The organism is Tahibacter caeni, assembly GCF_024609805.1.
Taxonomy (GTDB): Bacteria; Pseudomonadota; Gammaproteobacteria; order Xanthomonadales; family Rhodanobacteraceae; genus Tahibacter; species Tahibacter caeni.
In genome coordinates, this window is the sequence record NZ_JANFVR010000004.1 from 1 (window position 1) to 24,452 (window position 24,452).

Annotated in this window: 30 protein-coding genes, 1 tRNA gene and 1 pseudogene; 24 read left to right on the top strand and 8 right to left on the bottom strand. The window is 66.4% G+C overall.

Annotated features, from left to right (window positions below; translation table 11 throughout):
• Positions 1 to 980, bottom strand: a 980-nt coding sequence (locus NON22_RS00760) for a serine/threonine-protein kinase (protein WP_257384978.1), incomplete at its 3' end; no start/stop codon positions are given.
• A gap of 287 nt (positions 981 to 1,267) precedes the next feature.
• Positions 1,268 to 1,471, bottom strand: coding sequence for a S8 family serine peptidase (locus NON22_RS00765; RefSeq protein ID WP_257384979.1), 204 nt, complete (start codon positions 1,469 to 1,471; stop codon positions 1,268 to 1,270).
• A 346-nt stretch (positions 1,472 to 1,817) separates the two neighbouring features.
• On the opposite strand from NON22_RS00765, the gene NON22_RS00770 reads away from it, so the two are divergent.
• Positions 1,818 to 3,485: a toll/interleukin-1 receptor domain-containing protein gene (locus NON22_RS00770; protein WP_257384980.1), complete on the top strand. Its 1,668-nt coding sequence runs from the start codon at positions 1,818 to 1,820 to the stop codon at positions 3,483 to 3,485.
• Positions 3,486 to 3,516: 31 nt separating this feature from the next.
• Here NON22_RS00770 and NON22_RS00775 read toward each other — a convergent pair whose 3' ends face one another.
• Complete coding sequence (locus NON22_RS00775) at positions 3,517 to 4,539, bottom strand: SDR family oxidoreductase (protein ID WP_257384981.1); 1,023 nt, start codon at positions 4,537 to 4,539, stop codon at positions 3,517 to 3,519.
• Between the two features lie 475 nt (positions 4,540 to 5,014).
• On the opposite strand from NON22_RS00775, the gene NON22_RS00780 reads away from it, so the two are divergent.
• The gene (locus NON22_RS00780) at positions 5,015 to 5,839 is read left to right on the top strand and encodes an endonuclease (RefSeq protein ID WP_257384982.1); all 825 of its coding nucleotides are present in this window, start codon (positions 5,015 to 5,017) and stop codon (positions 5,837 to 5,839) included.
• Positions 5,840 to 6,176: 337 nt separating this feature from the next.
• Here NON22_RS00780 and NON22_RS00785 read toward each other — a convergent pair.
• The 3 genes from NON22_RS00785 to NON22_RS00795 form a co-directional block, all read right to left on the bottom strand.
• Positions 6,177 to 6,252, bottom strand: a tRNA-Ile gene (locus NON22_RS00785).
• 9 nt (positions 6,253 to 6,261) lie between these two features.
• Complete coding sequence (locus tag NON22_RS00790) at positions 6,262 to 7,386, bottom strand: tyrosine-type recombinase/integrase (protein WP_257384983.1); 1,125 nt, start codon at positions 7,384 to 7,386, stop codon at positions 6,262 to 6,264.
• A gap of 11 nt (positions 7,387 to 7,397) precedes the next feature.
• Complete coding sequence (locus tag NON22_RS00795) at positions 7,398 to 8,027, bottom strand: hypothetical protein (RefSeq protein WP_257384984.1); 630 nt, start codon at positions 8,025 to 8,027, stop codon at positions 7,398 to 7,400.
• A 103-nt stretch (positions 8,028 to 8,130) separates the two neighbouring features.
• Here NON22_RS00795 and NON22_RS00800 point away from each other — a divergent pair, with 103 nt between their 5' ends.
• From NON22_RS00800 to NON22_RS00895, 21 genes and pseudogenes are all read left to right on the top strand, one after another.
• Positions 8,131 to 8,379 carry a helix-turn-helix transcriptional regulator gene (locus NON22_RS00800; RefSeq protein ID WP_257384985.1) on the top strand — a complete coding sequence of 83 codons (249 nt, stop codon included), beginning with the start codon at positions 8,131 to 8,133 and terminating at the stop codon, positions 8,377 to 8,379.
• Positions 8,376 to 8,642, top strand: a complete 267-nt coding sequence (locus NON22_RS00805; protein WP_257384986.1) for a hypothetical protein — start codon at positions 8,376 to 8,378, stop codon at positions 8,640 to 8,642. The genes NON22_RS00800 and NON22_RS00805 overlap by 4 nt, the downstream gene beginning before the upstream one ends.
• Positions 8,639 to 8,914 (top strand): hypothetical protein, encoded by a 276-nt coding sequence (locus NON22_RS00810; RefSeq protein ID WP_257384987.1) that lies wholly within the window; start codon positions 8,639 to 8,641, stop codon positions 8,912 to 8,914. The genes NON22_RS00805 and NON22_RS00810 overlap by 4 nt, the downstream gene beginning before the upstream one ends.
• The gene (locus tag NON22_RS00815; protein ID WP_257384988.1) at positions 8,911 to 9,315 is read left to right on the top strand and encodes a hypothetical protein; all 405 of its coding nucleotides are present in this window, start codon (positions 8,911 to 8,913) and stop codon (positions 9,313 to 9,315) included. Before NON22_RS00810 ends, NON22_RS00815 begins: the two co-directional genes overlap by 4 nt.
• A 259-nt stretch (positions 9,316 to 9,574) precedes the next feature.
• Complete coding sequence (locus tag NON22_RS00820) at positions 9,575 to 10,075, top strand: hypothetical protein (RefSeq protein WP_257384989.1); 501 nt, start codon at positions 9,575 to 9,577, stop codon at positions 10,073 to 10,075.
• Positions 10,076 to 10,150: 75 nt separating this feature from the next.
• Positions 10,151 to 10,408 carry a hypothetical protein gene (locus NON22_RS00825; RefSeq protein ID WP_257384990.1) on the top strand — a complete coding sequence of 86 codons (258 nt, stop codon included), beginning with the start codon at positions 10,151 to 10,153 and terminating at the stop codon, positions 10,406 to 10,408.
• Positions 10,401 to 10,787, top strand: coding sequence for a hypothetical protein (locus tag NON22_RS00830; RefSeq protein WP_257384991.1), 387 nt, complete (start codon positions 10,401 to 10,403; stop codon positions 10,785 to 10,787). The genes NON22_RS00825 and NON22_RS00830 overlap by 8 nt, the downstream gene beginning before the upstream one ends.
• Positions 10,780 to 11,163, top strand: a complete 384-nt coding sequence (locus NON22_RS00835) for a hypothetical protein (protein WP_257384992.1) — start codon at positions 10,780 to 10,782, stop codon at positions 11,161 to 11,163. Before NON22_RS00830 ends, NON22_RS00835 begins: the two co-directional genes overlap by 8 nt.
• A complete protein-coding gene (locus tag NON22_RS00840; RefSeq protein WP_257384993.1) occupies positions 11,156 to 11,812 on the top strand; it encodes a hypothetical protein in 657 nt (218 codons plus the stop codon). The genes NON22_RS00835 and NON22_RS00840 overlap by 8 nt, the downstream gene beginning before the upstream one ends.
• Positions 11,802 to 12,152 (top strand): hypothetical protein, encoded by a 351-nt coding sequence (locus NON22_RS00845; RefSeq protein ID WP_257384994.1) that lies wholly within the window; start codon positions 11,802 to 11,804, stop codon positions 12,150 to 12,152. Before NON22_RS00840 ends, NON22_RS00845 begins: the two co-directional genes overlap by 11 nt.
• A 59-nt stretch (positions 12,153 to 12,211) precedes the next feature.
• A pseudogene (locus NON22_RS24930) lies at positions 12,212 to 12,385 on the top strand (helix-turn-helix domain-containing protein); the annotation flags it as partial.
• A gap of 228 nt (positions 12,386 to 12,613) precedes the next feature.
• Entirely contained in the window at positions 12,614 to 13,189 is a 576-nt protein-coding gene (locus tag NON22_RS00850; protein WP_257384995.1) for a hypothetical protein, read from the top strand.
• Positions 13,186 to 14,094, top strand: coding sequence for an ATP-binding protein (locus tag NON22_RS00855; protein WP_257384996.1), 909 nt, complete (start codon positions 13,186 to 13,188; stop codon positions 14,092 to 14,094). Before NON22_RS00850 ends, NON22_RS00855 begins: the two co-directional genes overlap by 4 nt.
• Entirely contained in the window at positions 14,094 to 14,369 is a 276-nt protein-coding gene (locus NON22_RS00860) for a hypothetical protein (protein ID WP_257384997.1), read from the top strand. The genes NON22_RS00855 and NON22_RS00860 overlap by 1 nt, the downstream gene beginning before the upstream one ends.
• A 193-nt stretch (positions 14,370 to 14,562) precedes the next feature.
• The gene (locus tag NON22_RS00865; protein WP_257384998.1) at positions 14,563 to 14,844 is read left to right on the top strand and encodes a helix-turn-helix domain-containing protein; all 282 of its coding nucleotides are present in this window, start codon (positions 14,563 to 14,565) and stop codon (positions 14,842 to 14,844) included.
• A gap of 92 nt (positions 14,845 to 14,936) precedes the next feature.
• Complete coding sequence (locus NON22_RS00870; protein ID WP_257384999.1) at positions 14,937 to 15,773, top strand: hypothetical protein; 837 nt, start codon at positions 14,937 to 14,939, stop codon at positions 15,771 to 15,773.
• Between the two features lie 7 nt (positions 15,774 to 15,780).
• Positions 15,781 to 16,020 carry a gpW family protein gene (gpW, locus tag NON22_RS00875; RefSeq protein WP_257385000.1) on the top strand — a complete coding sequence of 80 codons (240 nt, stop codon included), beginning with the start codon at positions 15,781 to 15,783 and terminating at the stop codon, positions 16,018 to 16,020.
• A complete protein-coding gene (locus NON22_RS00880) occupies positions 16,017 to 17,411 on the top strand; it encodes a phage portal protein (protein WP_257385001.1) in 1,395 nt (464 codons plus the stop codon). Before gpW ends, NON22_RS00880 begins: the two co-directional genes overlap by 4 nt.
• A gap of 2 nt (positions 17,412 to 17,413) precedes the next feature.
• The gene (locus tag NON22_RS00885) at positions 17,414 to 17,986 is read left to right on the top strand and encodes a phage tail protein (RefSeq protein ID WP_257385002.1); all 573 of its coding nucleotides are present in this window, start codon (positions 17,414 to 17,416) and stop codon (positions 17,984 to 17,986) included.
• A gap of 3 nt (positions 17,987 to 17,989) precedes the next feature.
• The gene (locus NON22_RS00890; RefSeq protein WP_257385003.1) at positions 17,990 to 21,364 is read left to right on the top strand and encodes a phage tail tape measure protein; all 3,375 of its coding nucleotides are present in this window, start codon (positions 17,990 to 17,992) and stop codon (positions 21,362 to 21,364) included.
• A gap of 479 nt (positions 21,365 to 21,843) precedes the next feature.
• A complete protein-coding gene (locus NON22_RS00895) occupies positions 21,844 to 22,212 on the top strand; it encodes a hypothetical protein (protein ID WP_257385004.1) in 369 nt (122 codons plus the stop codon).
• Between the two features lie 58 nt (positions 22,213 to 22,270).
• On the opposite strand, the gene NON22_RS00900 is transcribed toward NON22_RS00895, so the two are convergent.
• Together NON22_RS00900 and NON22_RS00905 are read right to left on the bottom strand one after the other, a co-directional pair.
• Positions 22,271 to 22,849: a hypothetical protein gene (locus NON22_RS00900; protein WP_257385005.1), complete on the bottom strand. Its 579-nt coding sequence runs from the start codon at positions 22,847 to 22,849 to the stop codon at positions 22,271 to 22,273.
• A 25-nt stretch (positions 22,850 to 22,874) separates the two neighbouring features.
• Positions 22,875 to 23,060 carry a hypothetical protein gene (locus NON22_RS00905; RefSeq protein WP_257385006.1) on the bottom strand — a complete coding sequence of 62 codons (186 nt, stop codon included), beginning with the start codon at positions 23,058 to 23,060 and terminating at the stop codon, positions 22,875 to 22,877.
• Between the two features lie 572 nt (positions 23,061 to 23,632).
• On the opposite strand from NON22_RS00905, the gene NON22_RS00910 reads away from it, so the two are divergent.
• Positions 23,633 to 24,283 carry an SOS response-associated peptidase family protein gene (locus NON22_RS00910; RefSeq protein ID WP_257385007.1) on the top strand — a complete coding sequence of 217 codons (651 nt, stop codon included), beginning with the start codon at positions 23,633 to 23,635 and terminating at the stop codon, positions 24,281 to 24,283.
• The last annotated feature ends 169 nt before the right edge of the window (positions 24,284 to 24,452 follow it).

A 24,452-nucleotide genomic window follows, 5' to 3' on the forward strand; every position in this document is an offset into this window, starting at 1 on the left:
CTCGGCGGCGGTGCGGCCGCGGCCGCGGCGCTCGGCAACGGCGGATCGTCGCGGCAGACCGCGCGCTCCAGCGAGGCCTGGGTCACGTCGGCCGGCTGCTGCGCGTGCTGTCCCGTGATCAGCTCGTACAGCAGCAGGCCGAGCTGGTAGATGTCCGACGGCACGCCGGCGGAGCGGCCGAGTACCTGCTCCGGCGTGGCGTAGTCCGGCGTGAACAGCTGCGTCGCCGTGCGCTCGCCGCGCTCGGCTGCGCCGTCGGCGTCGAGCACCTTGCCGATGCCGAAGTCGAGCAGCTTGACCTGGCCGTCGCCGGTCACCGCGATGTTCGACGGCTTGAGATCGCGATGCACGACGCGGCGCGCGTGCGCGTGATCGACCGCCTCGGCCACCTGCAGGAACAAGGCGAGCCGCGCGTCGAGATCGAGCTGGCGTTCGTCGCACCAGGCGTCGATGCGCACGCCGTCGACGTATTCCATGACGAGATAGGGATCGCCGGCCTCGGTCTCGCCGCCGTCGAGCAGGTGCGCGATGCCCGCATGGTTCAACGTCGCGAGGATCTGCCGCTCCAGGCTGAAGCGGGCGAGGAAATCCGGTGCGGCGTAGTCGCTGCGTATCAGCTTGAGCGCGGCCTTCTGCACGAAGACGCCGTCCTCGCGCGCGACCTCGTAGACGCTGCCCATGCCGCCGCGGCCGACCTGGCGCAGCAGGCGCCAGCTGCCGATGCGCCGGCCGCTGTGCGCATCGTCGGCAGCAACGCGCTCGCTCAGCGCGGCCAGTGCGTCGGCGCGGTCCGAGCGCGCGGTCTCGAGCAGGGCCAGCGGTCGCTCGGCGAGTTCGATCAGCGCGAGCAGTTTCCCGTGGGCATCCGCGTCGCTCCCGCGCAGCTCGGCCAGAAAGCGCTCGCGCTCCTCGCCGTCCAGGCGCAGCGCCTGCAGCAGCAGGCCGTCGAGACGCGCTTCGTCGCCGCCGTAGCCGCTCATCGCGCGGCGGTCCGGCCGGCAGCCGCACCGCGCGGACGGGCGCCGTCGACAGGCCAATCGTGCGCCGCTGCGCCCATGCAAGCTCCCGGAACCGATGCCGCGCGATTGTCGCGGGATTGCGCGGACGCGGCAATTTGCGCTGCATCGCGAGCCGCGATTCTCTCGCACGCCGTTGCCGATATTGCGCGAAGCGGCGCGGCAGCCTGTCGCGAACGAGACGATCTTGCGCACCAGACATAAAAAGGGCCCGGCAGAGCCGGGCCTTTCGCGCTGTGTGTCGCCGACGATCAGAAGCCGCTGCAGTTCGGGCGTCCGCCCGCGGCGACCTTATCCGCCAGCGACGAGGTGGCGACCGTGGAACCGAGAATCGCCGCCTTGATCGAGGCGGCGCTCGCGCCGCTGTGCGAGGGCACGTCCAGCGCGGCGCAGCCGGTCACGTGCGGCGTCGCCATCGAGGTGCCGTTGTGGCCGTGACCGGCGTGTGCCCGCATCGCTTCGACGATCGGCGGCGGATACGGGCTCGGCGTCGATCGACGGCGGGCGCGGGCGACGGCTGCGCGAGTTTCCGCACCGCAGCTGGTGAGAGCCCGCCCTTGCGGCAGTTCATCCTATGCCCCTCGTCCGAACGCGCAGGCAGGCGGAACCGCACGGGGCCGGCGCCGCGCCATGTCCTCCGAATGCTCGAGGCGGACAGGCCCGACCGTTTCCAGGAGCCCGGATCAGGACCGTCGACCAGCTGCCGCGGACAAATCGCCCTCGCGGAAGCAACCGCCCTGAGATCTTGCCTGCCGTCGCGCCAGTAGCTTGAGCCGGTCCGGACGCGCGAAGGGGAGAACGATGGCCGCAAAGGTATTCATTTCGTACGCGCATGAGGACGAGCAGTACAAGAACGAGTTGCTCAAGCACCTGTCCCTGCTCGAGCGCGAAGGCCTGATAGAGCCCTGGCACGATCGCCGCATCGAGGCCGGTGAGGACTTCACGCGGCAGATCGACGGCGAGCTGAAGAAGGCCGACATCATCCTGCTGCTGATCAGCGCGAGCTTCATCGCCTCGAACTACTGCTACTCGCGCGAGCTGAAATCGGCGATGGAACGCCACGAGCAGAAGCTCGCGAAGGTCGTTCCGGTGATCATCCGCGCGTGCGACTGGAAGACGGCGCCGTTCGGCGAATTGCCGGCGTATCCCCGCGACGGCAAACCGATCGCGAGCTGGTCGAACCAGGACGAGGCCTACCGCGACATCGCGCACGCTCTTCGTAAATTAGTCAAGCCGAGGCAGGCCACGGCAGAAATCGAAACACCTACATCAGTAGATCCGCCGCTCATCCGGCTGTCGCGCTATCTCGGCGTCGCGGCCGCAGGCGTTCTCGGTTTGGCCGGACTCGCCTATTGGCAACCCTGGCGCAGCCAGCCTGGACCCGAGCCGGCGCGGCCGGTGTCGCTGCTCTCGGAACGGAGCCCGGGCTCGACGAAGGACTCCGTTTCCAGGCGACAACCAACGCCCGATGCACCGGCGGGAACCGACCGGGCGGCCTCTGGCTCTGAAACAACGACTCCAGCAGTGCTGAATCACGACGGGGACCGGCAATCGACAAGCGAGTCGGTCAGCGCGCTCCCGACACTCCGCACAACGGAGCCGACGACACCTGGCACAGCGGAGCCGACGGCACCCGTCGCAGAGGGATCGTCCGACAACACCCTCTTCGCCTCCGAAGGCGTGATCGTCATCACCGAGATCGCCGCGACCGCCGCGCCGGGCCAGGCCTGGGAATCCGGCGACGACCTGGCATCGCTGCCCGACGTGCTGCTGTGTTTCCGGCAGACAGAGAACGGCAAGGAAGGCTGCCGGCCGAACTGGTTCGGCCTCGCCAGCGCGAGAACCCGGGCTCACGACGATGCCAGCCATGCGGTCGACGTGTTTGCGGACATGAAGCAGTGGAACGGGACGTTCTGGCTCGCGCTGCGAGACCAGGACGACTTCGGACGCAAGCTCATCGGCCAAGGGAAATGCCGTTTCGGCAGGCCGTGCGCGATCGCCTGGACCGGTGACGGAAAAACGCCGGTCGCCGAAGTCCTCGTGCTGCCGGCATTGCAGTCCAGCGAAGCCCTGCGCACGCAGTACCTTCGAGCGTGCGTCGACGGCTCCAGCGTGTTCGCGCAGCAATGGAACGCTCTGGTCGCCTTCGCGAACGCGAGCGGCATCGCACCGCCGGCTGCATCGCGGATCAGCTACGAGACCCTAGCGCGAACCTTCCTGGCGGCGACCGACATCGAACTCACCGCCGGCACGCTGAAGGCGGCCCTCGACGCCGGCCACGGCGAAGGGCGGCTGGGCCGCGTCGCAAATACGTTCCGCGCCACCTTGCTGCAGGCGGAAGCCAACGCGGGCAGCCAATCCCCGTCCGCGACGCGCGGCGCCGTCGACCGGCGCAGCGCGCTGCTGCGCCAGCGCTTTGCGGAAATGAACCTGGATCGGCTGATTGCGGCGGGCTGCAAGCAGCCGTAGATCGCGGCGCCGTCGGTGCGGCAGGACTCCGCTACGGATTTCCGCGGCCGCCGGCGGCGCCGTATACCTGGCCCGTCACGTAGCTGGCCTCGGTCGACGCCAGGTCCACGTAGACCGTCGCGATCTCGGCGGGCTGCCCGGGACGACCCAGCGGCGTGTCGCCTCCGAACGACTCCAGCTTTTCCATCGTCTGCCCGCCGCAGACCTGGAGCGGCGTCCAGTACGGCCCCGGCGCCACGGCGTTCACGCGAATGCCTTTCTGCGCGAGCTGCTTGGCCAGGCACTTCGATAAATTCGCGATCGCCGCCTTCGTCGCGGCGTAGTCGAGCAGGTTCTCCGGCGGATCGTAGGCCGTGAACGACGAGGTGTTGATGATGATGCCGCCCGGCGGCAGGTGCGGTACGGCTGCCTTGGTGATCCAGAACATCGCATAGATGTTGGTCTTCAGCGTCCAGTCGAAGTCCTCGGTCCTGATGTCGAGGATGGACCCAGCGATCTTCTGCCGGCCGGCATTGTTCACGAGGATGTCGAGCCCGCCGAGGCCTTTCACGGCATCCTCCACGAGGCGCTGGCAGAAGCTTTCGTTGCGGATGTCGCCCGGAAGCAGCACCGCCTTGCGTCCGGCCTTGCGTATCCAGTCGGCCGTCGACTGGGCGTCGTCCTCCTCGGCCGCGAGATAGGAGATCGCGACATCCGCACCTTCGCGCGCATAGGCGATCGCCGCTGCCCGGCCGATGCCGGAGCCGCCGCCGGCGATCAGCGCCTTGCGACCGGTCAGCCGGCCGTGCCCCTTGTAACTTTCTTCGCCGTGATCCGGCGGCGGATTCATCCTGGCGGCGAGACCCGGCCACGGCCGCGACCGTCGTTCGAACGGCGGCTTGCGGTACAGCGCGCGCGGGTCCGCGAGCGGGGCCGGCGGCGGCAACCCGTCGGAGCCGGCCGCAGCGGTTTCCTGCGCTGGCACCGTCGCCGCGCCGCCGGCGGCCAGAGCGAGCGCGACGCCACCGACCACGGCGCGACGCTGCGGTGAAAACGAATCGGGTTCGCGGGACATGGCAGTTCCTCGTTGCAAGGTGGGTGACTGGGCGTGCGACGCGCGGCACCGAGCAGGTCCGCTCGACGGCGCGCATCGCCGATGGCTTCGCGATGACCGACAGCAACCCGTTTGCCAACGGCAACCTCATACTCGGTGCGATTCGTATCCGGGCTCGCCATGCGAGCTGCACGCAGGCTTGCCGCGCATCGTGCGCGGCGACCGCCGATCGCCGCATTCGATGCGTCGCCATCCGCATCGCGCTCGGCAGATGCTCCAGCCCGCTCCGGCGCACTAATGATTTATCCACATTGAAATTTCTTCATTCTAGTCGGTCGTCCTCGAGCCCGCCATGGCCTTGCGCGCCTCGAGCCGCACGACCGCGGCGTCACATGCCACAGGCGACATTTCGACCAAGTTGACCGTATGGACGGCCGCTCTGTCCGCCGACCGAAACGCGACGTCCGCCGCAAGACGAACCCACCAGAGTCCCGCCATGCCCGAAGGTCCCTCCATCGTCATCCTGCGAGAACAAGCAGCCCACCTGACTCGCATGTGCATCACGCACGCGTCGGGGAACACGCGGCTCGACACCCGGCGGCTGGTCGGGCAGACCATCGTCGCGCTTCGCTCCTGGGGCAAGCATTTCCTGATCGAGTTCGAGGACTTCAGCCTGCGCGTGCACTTCCTGCTGTTCGGCAGCTACCGCATCGACGAGCGCCGGGAGGGCATGGCGCCGCGCCTGAGCCTGAGCGGCGCCCGGGGCGAACTGAACCTCTACGCCTGCTCGCTGCGCTGGATCGAGCAGCCGCTGGACGACGTCTACGACTGGCGCACCGACGTCATGTCGGATCAATGGAGCGCGGCCCGTGCGCGCAGGAAGCTCGTCGACCGACCGAAGCTGCAGGCCTGCGACGCGCTGCTGGACCAGGAGATATTCGCGGGCGTCGGCAACATCATCAAGAACGAGGCGCTGTTCCGCATCCGTGTCCACCCGCTATCGACGATCGGCGCGCTGCCGGTCGCACAGCACAACGCGCTGGTGCGCGAAGCCCGGACCTACGCCTTCGAATTTCTCGAATGGAAGAAAGCCTACGAGCTGAAAAAGCACTGGCTGGTCCACACGCGACAGATCTGTCCACGCTGCGGCGTGCCGCTCGAGAAGGCGAAGCTCGGCACGACCCAGCGCCGCTCGTTCTTCTGTAACCAATGCCAGGTTCTCTACGGAAACCCGGAGCGGCCTGAAGCCGCCGCATCGCACGGCGCTGTGGCCCGAGCACGATCCGCCGCGCGCAAGAAGGCGAAGACCTCCGCTACCTGAGTTGGGCGACGCTTGGTCCGGCAATGCGCTCGACGTCGGGCGGCGATGTCGAGCACGTCGGGCCCGGATCGCACGACCACTCGCGCAAGAGCTCGGTTATGCACTCCACCTTCCTCGGCCTGCAGCTCGGCCACTTCGTCTGCGTGGCAGCTCACGCGTCACGGCCAGCCTGATTGCGACTGTACATTTCCACATCGCACAGGTCGTGCGGGGAAGACCGCTTCGCTGCAACGAAACCGTCGACAACGCTGCAGGTCGCCGGCACCGTGATCGGCCGACACCGTCCGCACCAACGCGGCCAAGTCCGCGAAAAGTGTAGGAAATTCAGCAGGTTAATTGGTGGGCCCACACGGATTCGAACCGTGAACCAAAGGATTATGAGTCCTCTGCTCTAACCGTTGAGCTATAGGCCCATCAAGGACTTAGCGGCGTTTTCCGGAACCGCGGTGTAATTCTGGTGTAACCGTGCCGGACAATCTGGCCCCCAGCGCATCCATTGCCACACTGAGGTTCGCCGCGTGCGTGTAGCGGTCGGCCATGGCTCGTGTCTTCCAGCCGCCGAGCCCCTGAATTGTAGCGGAGTCGAGACCGGCGTGGGCAGCGTTGGTCGCGGCCGTGTGGCGCAGCGTGTGCGGCGTGATGCCGGTGCCGAGCCCTGCTCGCTCCACGCATCGGGCGAAGATCGCAGAGGCCTGATAGATCCTTCCCGATTTCGCGCGTGCCGACGCGAACAGGAAGGCGTCGGCCGCGCGCCCGCGCACGAGCTCGCGCAGGTACGTGGCCAGGATGCTCGGCATCGGTTGCTCGCGCTGGCCGGCCTTGTCGTCGCCGACCCAGAGAATGCGCCGCTCGTCGTCGACGTCGCGGACGCGCAGAGCAAGAATCGACTCGTGCCGCATGCCGGTGTAAAGCGCGATCATCACGAACGGGAGCGCGTGCTCGCTCTGGTCTGACTCGGCCGCCTTGAGGAGGCGCTGCCCCTGCGCCGGCGACAGGTAGACCAGCTTGCCGGGCGGCTCGACCTGGCGCTCGAGCGCCGGCACATCACGCAGCAGCTTCCGCTTGCGCGCCGTGTTGAGCAGGTGGAGTAGCGCCGATCGCTCGCGATTGATCGTCGCGGGTTTGGCGCCCTCGCCTTTCCGTTTCACGACATAGCGCGCCCAGTCGTCATCCGTGATCGCGTGGAGCTTCAGCTTCCCCAGGTGCGGGACGACGTGCTGCTCGAACCGACGAACCTTGTTGTCGAGATCCTTGCCGCCGTGCTCGCGGAGATACTGCAGGTAGTCGTCAACGGCGTCGGCCAAGCTGAACGACTTGCGATTGCGCGGCGCGACGATGCCGGTCTCGCGCTCGTGCTTGGTCGCCTTCAGCGTCGCGACGTAGTCCTCGGCCTGCTGCCGCGTATATCCCTGGGACTCGAAGCCGACGACCTTGTGAACGCGCTGGCCGGCGATCATCACGTTCACGGACCAACGGCCGTCGGTCGCCGTGCGCGTGTAGACGATGCCGTGCTCGTTGATCGATGCCCCCGCCTTGAGCTTGCGCAAGTTGTCGCGAACTAGCTTTCGGAAGGAGGCCACTGTCGATCCCCGCTAGCGTATTTTTCTAGCATCTCCAAATTGAAGAGTGGGTGCTTAATGCCTAGCAGGTCAGCCAATGAAACACCCTCGGTAGATTTGCCCTGGATATCGCGCTCAGCAACGAGTCGCTTAAGCCGATCCCAGTTCTGCTCAATTATTGAAGTCAGTGCATCTTCTGCGCGGCCAGTGAGCTCGTCGCGCTCACGTCCAGATTCAACCTCGCTGTACATCGCGCTCTCTTCGTCGAGAAAGTAAGAGGCCTCCTGCGAAAACTGCACCGTCTCAGCGATTGCTTTTTCCGCAAAATCCAGAAGTTCCGGCGCTTCGCTGAATAGCCACCAGAGGCGAGTCCACTCCGTCTGTTGCTCCCAAAGCGTGTCCAGAACGTCGCCTAGGTTTGCGCCGCTGGTGAGAGAAACCGAGTTAAGTCCACGCTGAATCGCCCACTCAACAACCTGGCTTAGCGAGCGTCCACGTTGCGCGCGCTGCAACAAGTCGAGTCCGAGCTTCAGCTTCGGCGTTAGCCGAATCGTCAACTGCTCAGCCTTCTCCCCCTTGGGCTTCGGTGCCGGGCCACGGCGTTTTGCAGTTTTTTCGACGTCTTCCATGCAACCCCCGAATCTCGCGCCTGTTGCAATTCTATTCGTCCAAGGGTAGTTTTGCTCACGCGAAACTCGCGCATCGCAAGTTTCACGAGATTCGAGGGATTCTATGCCTGCCGCTTCCAACCTGCCCGCCCCTCCGAGGCTGCTGCGCACTCCCGAGGCCGCTGCCTACACCGGCCTAAGTGTCAGTTCCCTCACGAAATTCCGCTGCCTCGGCAAGGGTCCGCGGTTCGTGCGCCTGAGCGGCGCCGTCCGCTACCGCGCACAAGACCTCGACGACTGGATGAACGGCGGAATCGTCGAGACCGCCGACAGCCGCCGGCAGGCCCAGCAAGCGACCGGGGGCCGCCGGTGACCGCGCGGCCTCGGGAGTCGAAGCGCATCGGCCGCATCGCCAGGGGCCAGCGCCTGGACCATCTGACGATCCGGATGCCGCGCGCGACACGGGAGCGCCTGGCCGACCTCGCCGAGTTGCTCGGCCTGTCCGACTCGGCGGCCGTCGTCGAGATCCTGGAGAAGCGCCTCGCCGCGATGACGCCTGACAGCTGGCAGGTGCTGCAGCAGATGCGCGAAACGCGCCAGCGCGTCGCGGTCGAGCTGAGCGAGGTGCAGCCGTGACCACGCCGAAGAAGCGCCAGATGCGCGGCCGGCCGGCGTCGTTCGTCGACGGCGTTCAGTTCTCGATCCGACTCGAGCGCACCGACTACGACCGCCTTGTCGATCTTGCCGACCTGCTCGGCCAGAGCCTCAGCGAGGTCATTGCCCGCGAGGTGCGCGCCGCGCTGGACCGCGTGACGTCCGACCAGTGGGCCGCTCACGCACAGATGCGCGCCGCGCGCGCAGCCATCCAGGGGCAGGTCGCCCTGGCCACCACGACGGAGGAAGCATGACCACTGCAGACCTCGTAAACGCGGACGCTCTGGTGAAGCGCGTGAACCGCGCCCCGGCGATGCGCCGCGACGGCCGCCGCGTGAAGGCGTGCGCCGAGCGCTCCCGCGAACGCTCAGAGCTGGGCGCCTACTACATCACCGACGCGCGCGGAGTCGTCACCGACCGCAACGTCGACCTGCCGCGCATTGCCCGCGAGCTGGGCGTGCTGAAGCCGGACGACGTGCAGGTATCGCCGTTGGCGATGACGCTGGACCAGGCAGAGGCGCTGCTCTACGCCGCCCGCGAGCGCCTGCAGGACGTCGCCGGAACGGCCCACGAGCGCGCGCTCCGGCAGGACGTCGAGGAGGCCCAGACGCGCGTCAACCTCCTGCGCGCGGCGCAGGCTCGGGGCCCGCAATGATCCAGATCGCCATTCCCGTCCGCGCCCGGCCGCTCGCACTCTGCGAGTGCGGCGCCCGGCCTCAGCACGTCGCGCTGCTCGGCCAGGGTAACGCGCCGCGCGCCGTCGGCCAGTTCCGCGGCCACGGTGTCAGGCATCGCATCGAGTGCGCCCGCTGCGGCGCGCGCACCGAGCCGCAGGCGAGCTTTCGGGCCTGCCTAGATATCTGGGGTAGGCCCGGCGATCAAACTCAGCTGCAGCTCACTGGGAGGAAACGCGCATGACCGAGATTACCTTGCTGGCCCACATGACCCGAATCCTGGCCGCACTCCGATCCGGAGTTCTGATTCCAGCGCCGGGGCTCGCCGAAGAGCAGCAACGCGCTCTCAACGCCGAACTCGACGCGATGCGAGCGCACATCGATAGGATCGTCGGCACAGCTGCTGCGACGCCGATCGTGCCGAAGATGTTCACGCGGCCCGCGGAGCCGAGCGCGGGCGATCGCGGCAAGGCTGCAGTCGCATTAGCCGCTTCCATCACGTTCGGCGAGGCCGCGCGCCGCATCTTCGAGGCACACCGCGCGAAGTATCCGGAGGGATGCCCGGAGGATCTGATCTTCGCCCGTTACAACGCGATCCGCGCATACGAATCGACGTGTGAGCTGTTCGAAGTGGTCGAGCCTGACCTGCGCTCCGAAGTCGAGTCGCTGGTTCGGCGGATGACACGAAGGGATGCGGTCAGCGAAATCAACGACGAACCTGGCGAAGGGCAGTCGTCGTAGCGGGCAGGACCGCCCAAATGAAAAACCCGCCGTTGGCGCGGCGGGTCGGTGTCCAATCCCTAGCAGGAGATCGACGTGACAAATCGTATACCTGCGGCCGACGCGCCGCAACTTCCCTTTCAGCAGTCCCTCGACGCGGATGCGATCCGCATCGACCTCGAGCGAGTGAGTGACGTGCTGTTCGTCCGGCTGCGTCCGGCTCACGTTCCGCCCGGCATCTCGAACGGCCCGCGCGTCGCGCTGGAACTTCGCGCCGAGGGCGCCCGGGCGCTCGGGAATGCGCTGCTGCGCCACGCTGCTGCGCTTGCTGCGCAGGCGGTGTCCAATGGCTAGGCGTCGCTCCGAAACGATCAGCGCCGAGTCGATGCACATCGCGCTCGGCCTCAACGGGAGGCGCGTTCAGATCAGCTTCTCGCCTCGCGACGACAAGTCGGCCGGTCGCGCATTGCCGACGATCGAAGTGTCGCAGCGTGCCGCGGGACGGTTGGGGCGCGCTCTGGTCCGTAAGGAAGCGCAGATCACCGGCATCGCCGGCGTCGCGCCCGTGGTGGCGGACGGCCTTGCGCTGTTCATCCTGCACGAGGTCTACGATACGTTGACTGCCGCTCAGGGCGATGGGCTGAACCCGGTGGACAGACGTCAGGTTGCCACCGCCACCGCGGCGCTTTGTCGGGTGCTCGCTCGCATCGAATCGGGGGTCAGCCATGGCTGATTCCTCCACTCAGAAAGGCAACCCGGACCGCAAAACGAACCTGGAAACGCTCGCGGCCGGCATGTTCGGAAAGTGGCACGACGACTACCAGAGCACGCCCGAACAGTACCGCTCGCTTATGGTCGCGATCTGCACGCACCTCATGCTCAAGGCGCTCAAGGCGCAGGGGTTCCCGACCGAACAGCTTGACCTGGCGGAATGCGACGCTGCGGTGCTGGCCGCCTTGAGTCCGCAGCCCTTGCCGGTGCGCTGCGCGCGCCTGATCGGCGCAGGTGGACGGAGCGCCGTCGCGGATCTGCTCAAACGCGCCGGCTGCCACGGCCGGCCTGTGAAAGAGGGTCCACGCCGTCACGCGAAAGGAGTTCGCCATGCGTAACGAGATTGGCGAACACCAGCAGCGGGTCATCGACACCATCGTGAGGAACTATCACGGCGGACAGATGCCGGGCCGCACGCCGCCGACAAGGCTGAGCCACCAGTCGCCCGAGGTGCGATCGCTCGCAATGGCGATGCTTTGTCAGCCGGTGGGCGGGCGGCCGCGGCCATCCTTCGCGGAGTGCCTCGATCGCGCAATTGCAAGGCTGCGGGCTGGCCCAGCACAGGCGCAGCTGCGGGCCGTCACGCCGGGTAACGCACACGAATTCTCTGAGGCACCAAAGCGTCTCGGGCGCGCGCGCAAGGTACCCATCGGCGGCAACGTCGTCGCGTTCCGCCCGCGCCCGCAGCAGGCCCCGAGCGAGGATCGCGCGACGACTTGGATGCGAGAGATGGTGCGCTCCATTCAGAGGGAGAGCGCAGCGCGCGGGCTGCCGCCGGCTCCCGACGATCCGGACCTGCGCAGGCGCGTGAACACGCGCGCTGCAGCTCGCACTCTGCGCGATCTGCAGAAGCACGAGCAGCTCGGAGGGGGCACGTTCAACGCGGCGCGGTACGACGAGCATTGGGCTGCGGCCTGGATCGAGCTCGGATACGCACCACCTCCTATGCGGTCGAGGCCGGCAAAGGAGAGCCCCGATGGACGCTGAAACGCGCCGCGCGCTGTCCGTGTTCGCGGAGCGCATGAAGTTCATGCGAGAGGGCGGGGCCGCTGCTAGCAGATCGCTAGCAACGGTCGCGCCGCGCCCCCGGCTGCTGCTGGTGACGGCCGAGAACTCCGACGCACTGCGGCCGCAACGCAAGCGCCGAGCACGGCCGGGCAAGATCGCCATCGGCGGCAACGTTGTGGCCTTCCCGCTATCCGCGCCGAGGCCGACGACCGAATTCGACCGGCAGAAGCTGCGGGTTGCTGAGCTGCTCGACGAGAGCGTCTGGCTGGCGTCGCTGCCGCTGGCCGTGCCCAACCCTAAGCCGAAGGTCGGGCCGTGACGACTACGCCGCAAGCAGAGAGCGGGGCAGCCAGGAGGCTCAGGAGATGCTGGCGACAGATGGCGCGCGCCGTGGCCGACTCGCACCTGACCGGAGCTGACCGATCGGTGCTGTTCGCCGTGATGGACCACATGGACGACGACCTGCGGTGTTTCCCGTCGCTCACGACGATTGCGCGAAGAGCCGGCGTGGACCGTTCAACCGCGGTGCGGAGCGTTGCCCGGCTCGAGGAGCTGCAGTACATCGGACGCACCAGCGGCAGCCGCGTGAGCGCGAACGTCTACGTCTTGGTCGATGGTCCTGGACTGGTCGTATCTGAACCCGAGAACGGCGAGGAAGGTAGGTGCGACTACGCACCTAGAGGCGATGTTGCACCTAGGTGCGTAGACGCACCTAGGTGCGCCGATGCACCTACCGGAACTGAGCTAGGTAGGTGCGTGGACGCACCTGGGGGTAGGTGCGTGGACGCGCCTGGGGTAGGTGCGCCAGCGCACCTCCAACCCACCCATATAACCCACCCAATAGAACCCACCAAGAAACAAAAGCCCGCGCGCAAGCCGCGCGCTGCTGTTGTCGTACCGGTCGCACCGGATTGGCTGGATCCGAATGCCTGGGCCGAGTGGGTCGACTACCGCTCGAAGCTCAAGGGCTTCACGGCACGGGCGCTCGAGCTGAGTCTGAAGACCATCGGCCGGCACCGGCAGAGCGGGCACGACCCTGTCCGCCTGATCGAGCTCGCCATCGAGCGCGGCTGGACCGGGATCTACCCAAGCGACGCCACCCTCGCCGACGGCCAGCAGCTCGGGTCGGCAACCGGTCGCGCTCTCGTCGCGCTGCAGCGCTTGAAGGGCACCGGCAACGTGACGCAAGACTTCGAGGCGGCCTGGGCGCAACAGCCGCGGCTGCCGGCCGGGATGCTGCCACGCGATCCGCGCAGCGAGGAGGAGCAGCTCGAGGCCATGATTGCCGGCTCACTCGATCCAGAAGCGACACGCGCGCTGCTGCACGCCGAGAGCACTGAGGAGAGCCAAGCATGACCGAACCCCGCGCATTCAGCTGCGAGCGCCACGGCGAGTATGTCGCTGCAGGCGATCGCTACACGGCTGCCGCCCCCGAAGACTGTCGGTCCTGCCGCGCTGAGGCCCACGCCCTGGAAGCCGCATGGCGCGCAGCCTGGGCGACCTGGCGCCGCGTCGTCGCGGCAGGAATACCAGCGCGGTTCGCTCGCGCGACGCTGGACTCATGGATCGCCGCGACACCGGCGCAGCGCGTGACGCTGGGCCTGGTCCGCCGCTGGTGCGAGCGTGCCGCTGCTGGCGAGGACGACGGGCTCGGGCTCACGCTGAGCGGACCTCCCGGCCTGGGCAAGACGCATCTTGGCGTGGCCGCACTGTGGTACGTGCTCCAGCACTCGCGGCAGAGCGCGCGATACGCGCAATGGGCCGACACCCTGGCTCAGCTGAAGACCAGCGCGGCGCGCCGAGACAATGCCGCTGCCGATGTGATCGACGAACTCAAGGGCGCCGATGTCCTGGTGCTCGACGAGATCGGCGTGCGCCCCGGCAGCGAATACGACCTCGGCGTGCTGTTCGACGTCATCGATCACCGATACCGCGAGGAGCTGCCCACGATCGTCTGCACCAATGCAACCGGCGACCAAGCCTGCGCGATGATGGGCGAGCGCGTCGCCGATCGGTTGCGCGAGGTGAACGAGCTGCTGCTGCTCACCGGCACCAGCCGACGCACCGGCATCGCCAAGCCCGCGACGGGGCCGCTGCCGATCGAGCGCCCGGCCGATGCGATCGACGTGCCTGAATGCTATGCCGGCCGCTTCCAGCTGCGTCGCATCGAGGCCAGTCCGGCGCGCAAAGAGTTCACCAGCGGATCAGCACCGTACGAGCGCGCACGGCTGCCGCTGTACGTGCGGGGGCAGGGTCGGTGATGCAGACGATCGCGGTGCCGATAGTGCTGACCACGCTCACGCCGCAGGCGCAGCTGCTGGCCTTGCGGTTGATCGCCCAGCACGCCGCGAGCGCCGACGGGTTGGTCTGCATGTCGCCTGCAACGATGCGCCGCCACCGCTGGCACAACGCTGCAGTCCTGCTGCGGGCGCGCAGGGAGCTCGAGCGCCGCGGTCTGATCGCGCGCGTCCTGCCGTACCGGCGCGGCACTCGGGCGCGCTACCGCCTCGCCTGGCTCGGAGAGGCCACGTGCTAGCGCAATGCTATCAGCCGGCGCGACCGGGGGCCCCTGAAACGCGATCGACTCACAGCGGGGACGCCGACTCGCAGGGATCGACAGTTTTCGGGTCCCTAAGGGCGCAACAGCAACCCCCCAACTTCGTAGGCGTGGTGCGGGCTGGAGGGTTGCGCCCCTTGCGCCCTGTCGCAGATGAGGCTTGCAAGCTGCCATGACCGCACAGACCCCGCCATCTGCCGTCGCGGAGGAGGTCACCACGCCTGATGGCCGGCGCGTCCTGGTCCGCCGCGATTCGATTCACGTCACCGCGTCGGGGATGGTCGACGAGGAAAACGCCGCCGCGTACCTGCAATGCAGCGCGCGATCGCTGCAGCGGTATCGGCAGCAGCGTCGGGGGCCGTGCTATCGGGTCGTGTCGGGCCGCGTTTGGTACCCGCTGGCCGAGCTCGACGAGTACTTGCGGCTCTGTTCGGTCGATCCCCTCGATAGCTGAAAATTCTTCGCCACGCGTCGCCACCTGTCGCCACGCGTCGCCAGGTCAGACGCCGCACCTCCGTACGCTTCTCGCGAAACTGGAGGTGAACCATGGGCGGAAAAATTCGTAACGCGATTGTCGCTGCGCTGGACGCGATCACGAGCGGCAGCGTGCGCGACCGCATCGACGCAGAACGCAAGCGCCTGGACGAGGAGGGCGAGCGCGAGAAGCAGCTTGAGTCCGCGCGCATCCCGTTGCTCGAAAGCGGCAACGACGCAGAACTCGACAAGGTCGAAGCGAGCATCAACGAGAGCCGCGCCGCGCAGCTTCGCATTCAGGAGCGCATCGAGCTGCTGGGCAAGCGCCTCAGCGAGCGCGAGCAGCAGGAGCAGCAAGCGAAGTTCGGCGAGCTCCGCGAGCGTGTCGATCGCCTGCGTCAATTCGGCGAAGGGCTCATTCGCAACGAGTACGCGAAAGCAGCCGACGAACTCGCCAAGGTCCTGCAGAAACTGCGCGCGGTCGATGAACTCGTGGAAGGCGCGAACTACACGCTCGCCCGTGCAGGCCTCGAATGCGTTGCGCCCACGAACGCGATTCGCTGCCAGCGCGGCCGTAGCGAGTCCGTGACTCGTAAGCGCCGCGTGGGCCTGCGCGATCCGGAACACCCGTACTACGGCCGCGCCCAGCTGCCGCACAACCGCGTCTCGGGAGACGACGGGGCGGAGTGGAATCCCGAAGTCACGGCAGACAACGGCGAGCGCACTCGCTGTTTCGTCGAAATCGAACAGACCGTGCAGGTGCATCACACGGCCGAAGTTCAGGAAGTGCTGCACCGAGCAATCGAAGTGCTGCCGAGCGCCACCACGTCCCACGTTCCGCTCTACGCCAGCGATCAACCCGTCGACCAATCCGTGCTCGATCAGCTGCGCACCGAGTACGGGCTCTGAGTGCGCAATGCCCGCGACAGAACAACTGCAGACGTGGCTTGAGGAGGCTTACCTCGCACGCCACAAGCTGAACACCGGCAAGCTGCTGGTGTCGCTCAGCCACGGCGATCGGAGCCTGACCTTCACGCAGGCATCGATGGGTGCACTCGATGCCTACATCGCGCAGCTGCGCACCGAGATTCAACAAGCGGGCGGCAAGCCACGCCGCCGCACCTACCGGATAGCGCAGACAGGGAGCGGATTGTGAGCGGCTCAGAATTAAATTCAGGCGGAAGCGGGCGACGGCTCAAGCTCTGGCGTCCGCCGATGTCCGGGCCGAACTCGGCCACGAACGTTGGCACGGTGCTCGCGCGAATGCGCGACGCGGTGCGGAACAACGCGTGGGCCGGTGCGTCGATGGACAAGCGCGCGGCCAATGCAATCGGCTGCGGCATCCAGGCGAAGGCGCTCTACGGAACACCGGCGCAGCGCGCCGAGGTGGATGCGCTCTGGACACAGTCCCTTCCGTACCTGGACGCCGACGGCGTGTGCACCTTCTACGGGCTGCAGGAACTCGCCTGGCGCGAATGGGACGAGGCGGGCGAAGTGTTCGGGCGCATCCGGGCGCGCCGGCCGGCGGATGGCTTGCCCGTGCCGATGCAGGTCCAGCTCATCGAATCCGAGCAGTGCCCGCGCGACTACTACGGCACGGCGAGCAACGGCAACGCGATTCGCCAGGGCATCGAGTTCAGCAGCATCGGCAAGCGCGCGGCCTACTGGATGTATCGCACGCACCCTGGCGATGCGACCTGGATGGAAAGTCGCGGCAACGAGCTCGTGCGTGTCCCGGCTGAACAGGTCATCCACCTGTATCGGCCGCTGCGCGCAGGGCAGATGCGCGGACTTCCCCGGGCGCAGTCGGTGCTGGTGCTGATCAAGACGCTCGACCGCGTGCGCGACAACGTCGCGGAGCGCCAGGCGATTCAGAACCTGTTCGCGGGTTGGTTCATTCGGCCGAAGGATTCGGCGAATGACAGCATTCTCGAAGAGTCGAAGGTCGGCACAGACGAGGACGAGACGCCGATCGCCGGCCTGGAACCGGCGACCATGCAGGAGCTGCCGGAGGGATGGGATGTCAAGTTCTCGACGCCGCCCGGTGCTGGCAACGACTACGCCGACTTCGTTCGCACCGAGATCCTCGCCTTCTGTGCTCGCGCAGGGATTCCTTACGAGGTGCTCACCGGCGATCTCAGGGACGTCAGCGATCGCGCGCTCAAGCTGATCCTGAACGAGTTCCGGCGCACGATCGAGTCGGACCAGTGGCTCTACATGATCCCGAACCTGTGCCAAGCAATCCGCGGCGCGTGGTTCGATGCGGCCGTGCTGTCGGGGCGGCTGCAGTTCCCGAACTACACCGAGCTGCGCGACCAAATCACCTCCACCTTGTGGATGCCGCAAGGCTGGCCCTGGAGTCATCCGGTGCAAGACGTCGAGGCCGAATCCAAGGCCGTGCGTGCCGGCTTCAAGGCGCGGTCCGGCGTGATCCTGCAACAGGGTGAGGATCCCGAAGAAGTGGACCGCCAGCAGCAGCGTGACAACGTCCGCGCCGACAAGCTCGGCCTGCGCCACGACAGCGACGGCCGGCAGGGGGGCAAGTAGCGATGGCTGTGAAGACCGACGCGCGCGGCGCTTACCGCGCTGGCACGCGCTTCAAGGACATGGCCGCCCGCATGGCCAAGGCCGAGCAGCTCGCGGCCTCCGACCTGCAGCGCAGGCTCGTCCCCGAGTTCGTTCGCGGTGCGCAGGTCACGCACAACATTGCACCGGCACGCGTTCGCGCGAGCAGCGCCGTCATGCGCCGCGGCAATGCGGTTCAGCTGACCGGCTACGACCGCCCGACCGGACTGATGCAGTTCGGCGCGAAGGCCTCGGCCGCCGGCGTAACCGTCACGGTTGCGAAGGCGACCGGGCCCGTGCGACTGCGGCACGCCTTCATCGCCTCGGGCGTGAGCAGCAATCGTCAGGTGTTCCAGCGCGTCGCCTACGGCAAGGGCGCGTTCAAGCGGGTCATGACGAAAGGCAACTACAAGGGCCAGCGCCGCACGCCGATCGACGTGAAGTACGGGCCGAGCGTCGCGCAGATCCTGCGCAATCAGCAGCTCAAGGAGCGACTCATTCAGTTCGCACAGCAGACGTCCAGCGCCGAGGTACGGCGCCAGTTAGGGAGGCTCTGAAGCATGGCAAATCGTGACGAAATCCTGCGCTTCGTTGCGCAGGTGGAAGGCAAGAAGAGCGTCGAGGAAGTCGGCAAGGCCTTCGACGCCGTGGGCAAGGCGGCCGAGAAGGCGGACCCGGAGGCCCGCAAGCTGATCGACGACATCGAGCGCGTCGGCAAGGACAAGTCGGCGATTCAGTCGTTCGTCAAGCTCAAGGCCGAGCTGACCGAAACCGGCACGAAGCTCGCCGGTGCGAAGACCGAGCTCGAGCGCCTGCGCGGCGAGATGGGCAAGTCGGACACGGCGAGCAAGAGCCTGCAGAAGTCGTTCAACGCCGCCGAGAAAGAGGTAGACCGGCTGACGAAAGCGGAAAACCGGCAGTCGGTCGAATTGCAGAAGCTCGGCGGTGCGTTGACGAAGGCCGGCTTCGATACGACCAAGCTGACCGAAGCGGATCGCCGGCTAAACGACGAGGCGCAAAAGCTGACGCAAAAGCTGCGCGAGTTCGCGCTCGGCGCGAGCGCTGCCGGCAAAGGCGCGCGCGATGCGGCCGACGGAATTGACCGGCTGAACAAGTCGACCAAGGAGAACAAGAAGGAATCCGACGGACTGATCGCGACGCTCGGCAAGATCAGCGTCCTGGCCGCGGGCATCGGGATTGCGCTCAAGGGCGTGCAGCTCGGGGCCGGCGAGTTCTCTGGCGCGGTCGCGATCGAGCAGTCGCTGGCGCGTGTGCAGGCATTGGCCGAAGGCGCGACGGATCGGGTCGCGCAGCTCGGCACGAAGATTCACGAGGCCGCGCGCGAGGCCAAGGTCGGGCCCGAGGCCGCAGCCGCCGGGCTCGCTGCCCTGGCCGCCCAGGGCCAGAACATCGACCAAGCCTTCGCCTCCCTGGTGCCGACGCTGCGGCTCGCGAAGATTGCCCAGATCGAGGTCGGCCAAGCCGCTGGCTACGTCGACGACGTGCTCGACCTGTTCGGGCTCAGCGCCGAGAAGGCGGGCGATGCGGTCGACGTTCTGGTCGCAGCCGCGAAGGGTTCGGACGAGGGCCTGGCCGGGCTCCTTGGCGCACTCTCGAAGATCGCCCCGACTGCGCGCGATGCGGGGCTCAGCTTCGAGCAGACGGCCGGCATTCTCGGCGTCTTCGTGCAGAACGGCTTCAGCGCGGAGAAGGCGGCCAAGGGCCTGCTCAAGATCTTCGACGACCTGCGCGATCCGACGTCGGACCTGCGCCTGAACCTCGCCGCGCTGGGCGACAACTCCGGCGACTTCGCCACCGCGATCAGCACGCTGGCCGGTGCGGGCGAGAAGGGGAAGAAGACCCTCGACGCACTCGACGCGTCGTCGCGGAACCTGGTGCTGTTCCTTTTGCAGCAGGGCGGCAACGCGATCGGGGAGTTCACGAAGTCGTTGGAATCGGCCGGGGGCACGGCAAGCAAGGTCGCTGCGGCCATCGACGACAACCTCGGCAGCGCCTTCAAGAACACGGTCGACGCCTTCGACAACCTCGCCACCGAGTTCCTGCAGCCGATCCTGGCGCCGCTGAAGGACGAAATCGTCGTCGTCGAGAAGGCGCTCAACGAGTTCAGCAAGACCGAAGCGTTCCGGAATCTGCAGGACGCGCTGGTCAAGTTCGTGACCACCGGGATCGCTGCGCTGAATCAGTTCGTCTCGCAGATCGACTTCAAGAAGGTCGCGGAGAACCTGGCCAACTTCGGCACCAACGCGAGCGAGTTCTTCACGAAGTTCCACGGCGATATCGAGGCGGTCGCCACCTTCGCCGGCAAGACGATCAACGGCATCGGCGTCGCCTTCGACGGGGCATCGGTCGTGATCCACAGCGCCGCAACGGTGATCGCGACCGCGCTGGCCGGCATGGTCAAGACCGCCGCGCTGCTCGCGAAGCTCGACATCGCGCGCGAGATGGGCGACAAGATCGCGGGCGTACAGACGACGTCGGAGAAGCTCGACGAGCTCGCGCGCACGTTGTGGGAGTCCACCAAGACCAACGCCGAACAGACGGCGCAGTCCTGGAAAGGGCTCTGGGAGAACATCGACGGACTGGCGGGTTCCATCGGAGCCGCAACGCCGACCGCACAGACCGGCGCCGCAGCGATCGCCGGTATCGGTGACGCTGCCGCCACGCTGCCGGAGAAGGTCGCAGGCGCGACGACGGGCGTGCAGGAGCTGGGCGCTGCGACCACCGAGATGCAGGCCGCCGCCGCGCCGGCCGTGCAATCCGTGCAGGACCTGGGGACGATGGTCGTCAAGGCCGAGTCCAATCTGAAGGAGGCGCGCGACCGAGTGCGGGAAACGCGCAACGCGCTGCTCGAGCTTCAGCACTCGGCAGAGGCCACACCCGAAGCGCTGGCCGCAGCGAACGCCGAGTTCCAGGCTGCGACGCTCAACTTGGAACGGACGAAGGCCGCGCTGCAAGGCAACAAGGAAGCGGCGGATGAACTCAAGCAGGCCTACAAGGTGCTCGGCATCGTCTCGCAGGAGGACCTCTACGAGAAGTCGCTGAAGGCTGAGGCCGCGCTGGATGCGGTCGAGCGCGCGATGCGACGCGGTGCCGCGACGTCGGAAGACGTGCGGCGCGCCTTCGTTGCGGCCGCTGAGGCCCAGCTGGCTACCGTCAGGGACAGCGATGCCGTGACGCGCGCTCGCGTCGAGAACGAAATCAAGGTCAAGGCTGCCGCGCTGGGTGTCGTGGATACGCTGGAGAAGCTTGGCTTGGCCGGCAAGAAGGCCGGCGACGACGTCGCATCGGGCGCCAACAAGGCGACGTCCGCACTCGACGAAACCGCCGCGTCAGCGGACAAGGCTGCGGCCAGCGCTGAAGGCTTGGGCGAGAGCTCGAACAACGCCGCTGACGGCCTGCAGAACGTCACCGACGCCGCGATCGGTGCGAGCCAGGCGTTCGCCAACGCGGCCCAGATGGGAGGCAATCTGGACCGCGTGACGTTCAACCTGCTCGACGAGCAGACCCGCCGCTACAACGAAGAGCTCGCGGCTATCCAGGCGAGCAACGATGCGATGGACGAGCGCAAGCAGCTCATCAACTCGCTTACGTCGTCCTACAACCTGCTCAGCCAGGCGCAGATTCAGGCCCTGGCGAACGCGAAGATGGAGCAGCAGCAGAATCTGCAACGCCGGCAGGAGGAGTCGACGCGCCAGCGGGATCAGCAGCGCGAGCAGCAGCAGGCGACGACCAACTCCGGCGGAGGCGGTGGAGCGGTGACCCGCGGCGTGCTGGACATCAACATCAAGGGCACCGCCGCTGACATCAGGCAGACGACGCAGGACCCGGCAGCGGTCGAAGCGCTGGCTCGAGCGATCGCGCCAGCGCTCGAGCGGCTGGCCCAGCGCGGCGCGTTCCGGGTTCGCCTGCTGTGACGCACTGCAAGGGGGGGCAAAAACAGCACCCCCTTCAAACGGCCGCCAGCGGCCGGGGTCCCTGAAACGCGCTCGGCTCGCAGCGGGGACGATGACTCGCACGTTCAGAGAGTTTTTCGGGCTCTATGGCGTGACAGCAACAGATAAAAAAAATCCATAAAAAGCCGGGTATTACGAGAATTTAACTGTAACGAGCGCCGCGATTCTCGTTACAGTTCCATCGCCCCGAGACTGCCATCGCCGGCCAGCCGAATTTAAGCAGTGTGCTAGGTTTCGGCGGGGTGGCGGTGGAAGTCCTAGAGGCCCGAAAAGCCGCTCGGTCGCGCCGAGAAATGCAGCGCTGATGCGGTCTCCGCGGTGCTGCTCGGCCTGTTCGGTCGCGCCGGGGTTGGAAAGGGGGCGGAACTGCGCCACGGCCGGTCCCGTTGTGGGAGATTGGTGGCCTCGGCGACAGGAAAGAGCGCCCAGAGGAGCGCGCGATGGTCATCACCTGCCCGAAGTGTCAGCACACCAACGATGCCGCGACCGGCAAGCCGATGGAAACCTGCCCGCAGTGCGGCGTGATCTACGCGCGCGCCGCGCTGGCTCAGGCCCAGCAGCGGCAGGCCGAGACGGTGCGTAGCCGAGTCCGGGCGGCCGCCCCGGAGGCGAATGCGCCTGGCTTCGTGGAGCGTGTGGGTTGGTACCTGTGCCTCTCGGGTGCTGTGCTGGCCGGCGTTGAACTCGCCTGGACCTTCGCCAAAGCCGAGAGCGCGCCTCAGCAGGCCGCAGGCGCCGCGTTGGCCCTGGGGCTCGCAGCGATCCCGTACTGCTTTGCTCGCGCCTTGCAGATGCTGATGCGGCGCTGAGCGATGCGGCCACGCTTGACGGTCTACCGGTTGTAGATCCGGCGGCGGGTGATTGGTCTTAGTTCTCGTCGAGCAGCTTGCGGATGTTTTCCTTGAACCGCTGTTCGAACAACGTTCGAACGTAGTGTTCGGGGATACGGAGCCGAGTTGCGATCTCCAGATCAGTAATTTGACCTGCCCGGCGAAGTGCCTCGAACTCTTGTCGCTTCGCTTCGGGACACAACGCTCCAAGCGCCATCCAGAACGAGCGAACCTCTGCGTCCATCATGTCCGAGCGTTCGAGCTGCGGAGAGGCGAATTCTTCGAGTAAGTTTTCGAAGTCGGCGGCGTTGGAGACGTTATTGATTGCGTTGTCGTCGAAAAGATGCATCAGCTCTTTCGACCATACGAATCGCTCCCAACAGTAGTTCAACTGGCGGGCCAGAACGATAACGGCACGCCCCTGAGCCTGCTGGACGATTCGAATGCTTTTGTTATTCGCGCTCAGAAAAAAACCCCGAACCAAGTCGGGGTTCAAGTCGCTTTTTACAACGAGTGCGGATTTGCCGGTCAGTTCTTTTACTTTTCGAATTAGAACGCTTCGACTTACCGGAATGTTCTGCTGTTGACAGAACTCATACAGTTTCTTGTAGGACATCCACGTCTCCCCTTGACGCTTCAGATCAATCCGCGATTTCTACTTCCTGCTGCGGTTGTCCGATGAGCTGCGTCAGCGAACGAACGAGTTCGCCGGCGATATCTTCAGCACTGGCCTCGCGGTTGGCTCCCGGAAACATCCGAAAATTGGTCGCGTTGAGGCCATCCTTGCCGAAGAGCAGTTCTTTGGCTTGGTTCATGTTGCTGGCCATTTCGCTTCTCCTACCTCTTCTTCCTCTCTACTCTCTTCCGCAATATCGCCGATTTGCTTGCGAAATCGCAGCGCCCGAGTTAACCTGGGCGGTTAACTCGTTTTACCTTCCTTGGATACAGGCGGCCGTCCAGCGATCTGTTGCCGCCATAGAACCCAGGATACTGCTATACGCCGTTTTCATCTGTCAATCTCACGCATTGAGACTATGTTCGTTTGGTTTCTGTATATATCGGGACCCATTTTGCCGTTTCAGCCGATCATCACGCTTCTGCCACAAGTTCGATTTCGGTTGTTCAGCTGACGTCGTCGCTTCGTGCAATTGATTGCCGAGGCCAAGCAATTTTCTCGCCGCACCGTCCCATTGACTGCGACAGACTGCCGCTAGGCTGCTCATCCTCTCATTAAGCTAGAACTCGGCAGCGGCTTCTTTCTGCGTTAGCTACCCGCAGCTGGATTGCTTCTCGTTGAATTTATTCAACTTCCGTGGTTGGCCGCGCCTTTGCGTTTCGAAGATTGCGGACCTTTGCTTGCCCGCGTACGCTACCGGATCCGTACGATTGTACGTGTCGTATGCTGTCTCTCTGGTCCGACCCGCACCACGACTTGCCACCCTTCGCCGCAGACGGGTCCGTCACGATGTGGGACGCGATCGCGCGCGTCGCGCTGCCGCCGCGCCGCAGGGTCTGCCGGCCGCTGGACTGGGCGCCGATCATCATCCCCTGCGCAGCGGGCGGTGCGGCCGTGGTGACGTCACTGTGGGGGCTGCTCCCGGATGGCGTGCCCGGCCCAGGCGGCCAGCCGCAGCTCGCGACGTTCGACGTCGCCAAGCTCTCGGCATACCCGCTCCGCTCCATCTGGGCGAACGACGCGCTGCTCCGCCGCTGCCTGGTTCCCGCCTCGGGGTACGTCGCCACCGTCGCCGGCAGCACCGCCGCATTCCTGCCGTTCCAGGAGCAGCCGACGACCTTCGCCGGCATCTTCTGCTCCCTGGCCGGGGCGGGTGAGCCCAAGGGCGCCCCACAGCGCTACTCATTCGGCATCATTACGCGGCAGCGGTGCGACCGGGAACGGTTCGCTCACCACGCGCCGGTCGTGATCGGGGTGAACAGCCGGGACACTTGGCTGAAGACGTCGCATCAGATGGCGTCGGGACTGCTCGGCAACGCCCAGCCGAAGCTGCGGGAGCGGCAGATTCGGGCGGGAAGTTCAGCTGCCGTCTAGGTCGCCAACGAAGTCGGAATTTTCTGAGGCCTCGGCCAGCGCCATGCTGATGCGGTCAACAACTTGCGGCCGCACACTGGTCCCGTTCGTGAGGTCGCGGGCACGCGGCGGGCAAGGGACGCTCGCATACGCTGAGGACGAATGAAGCCCCGCCTGGCCGATCGAGCCA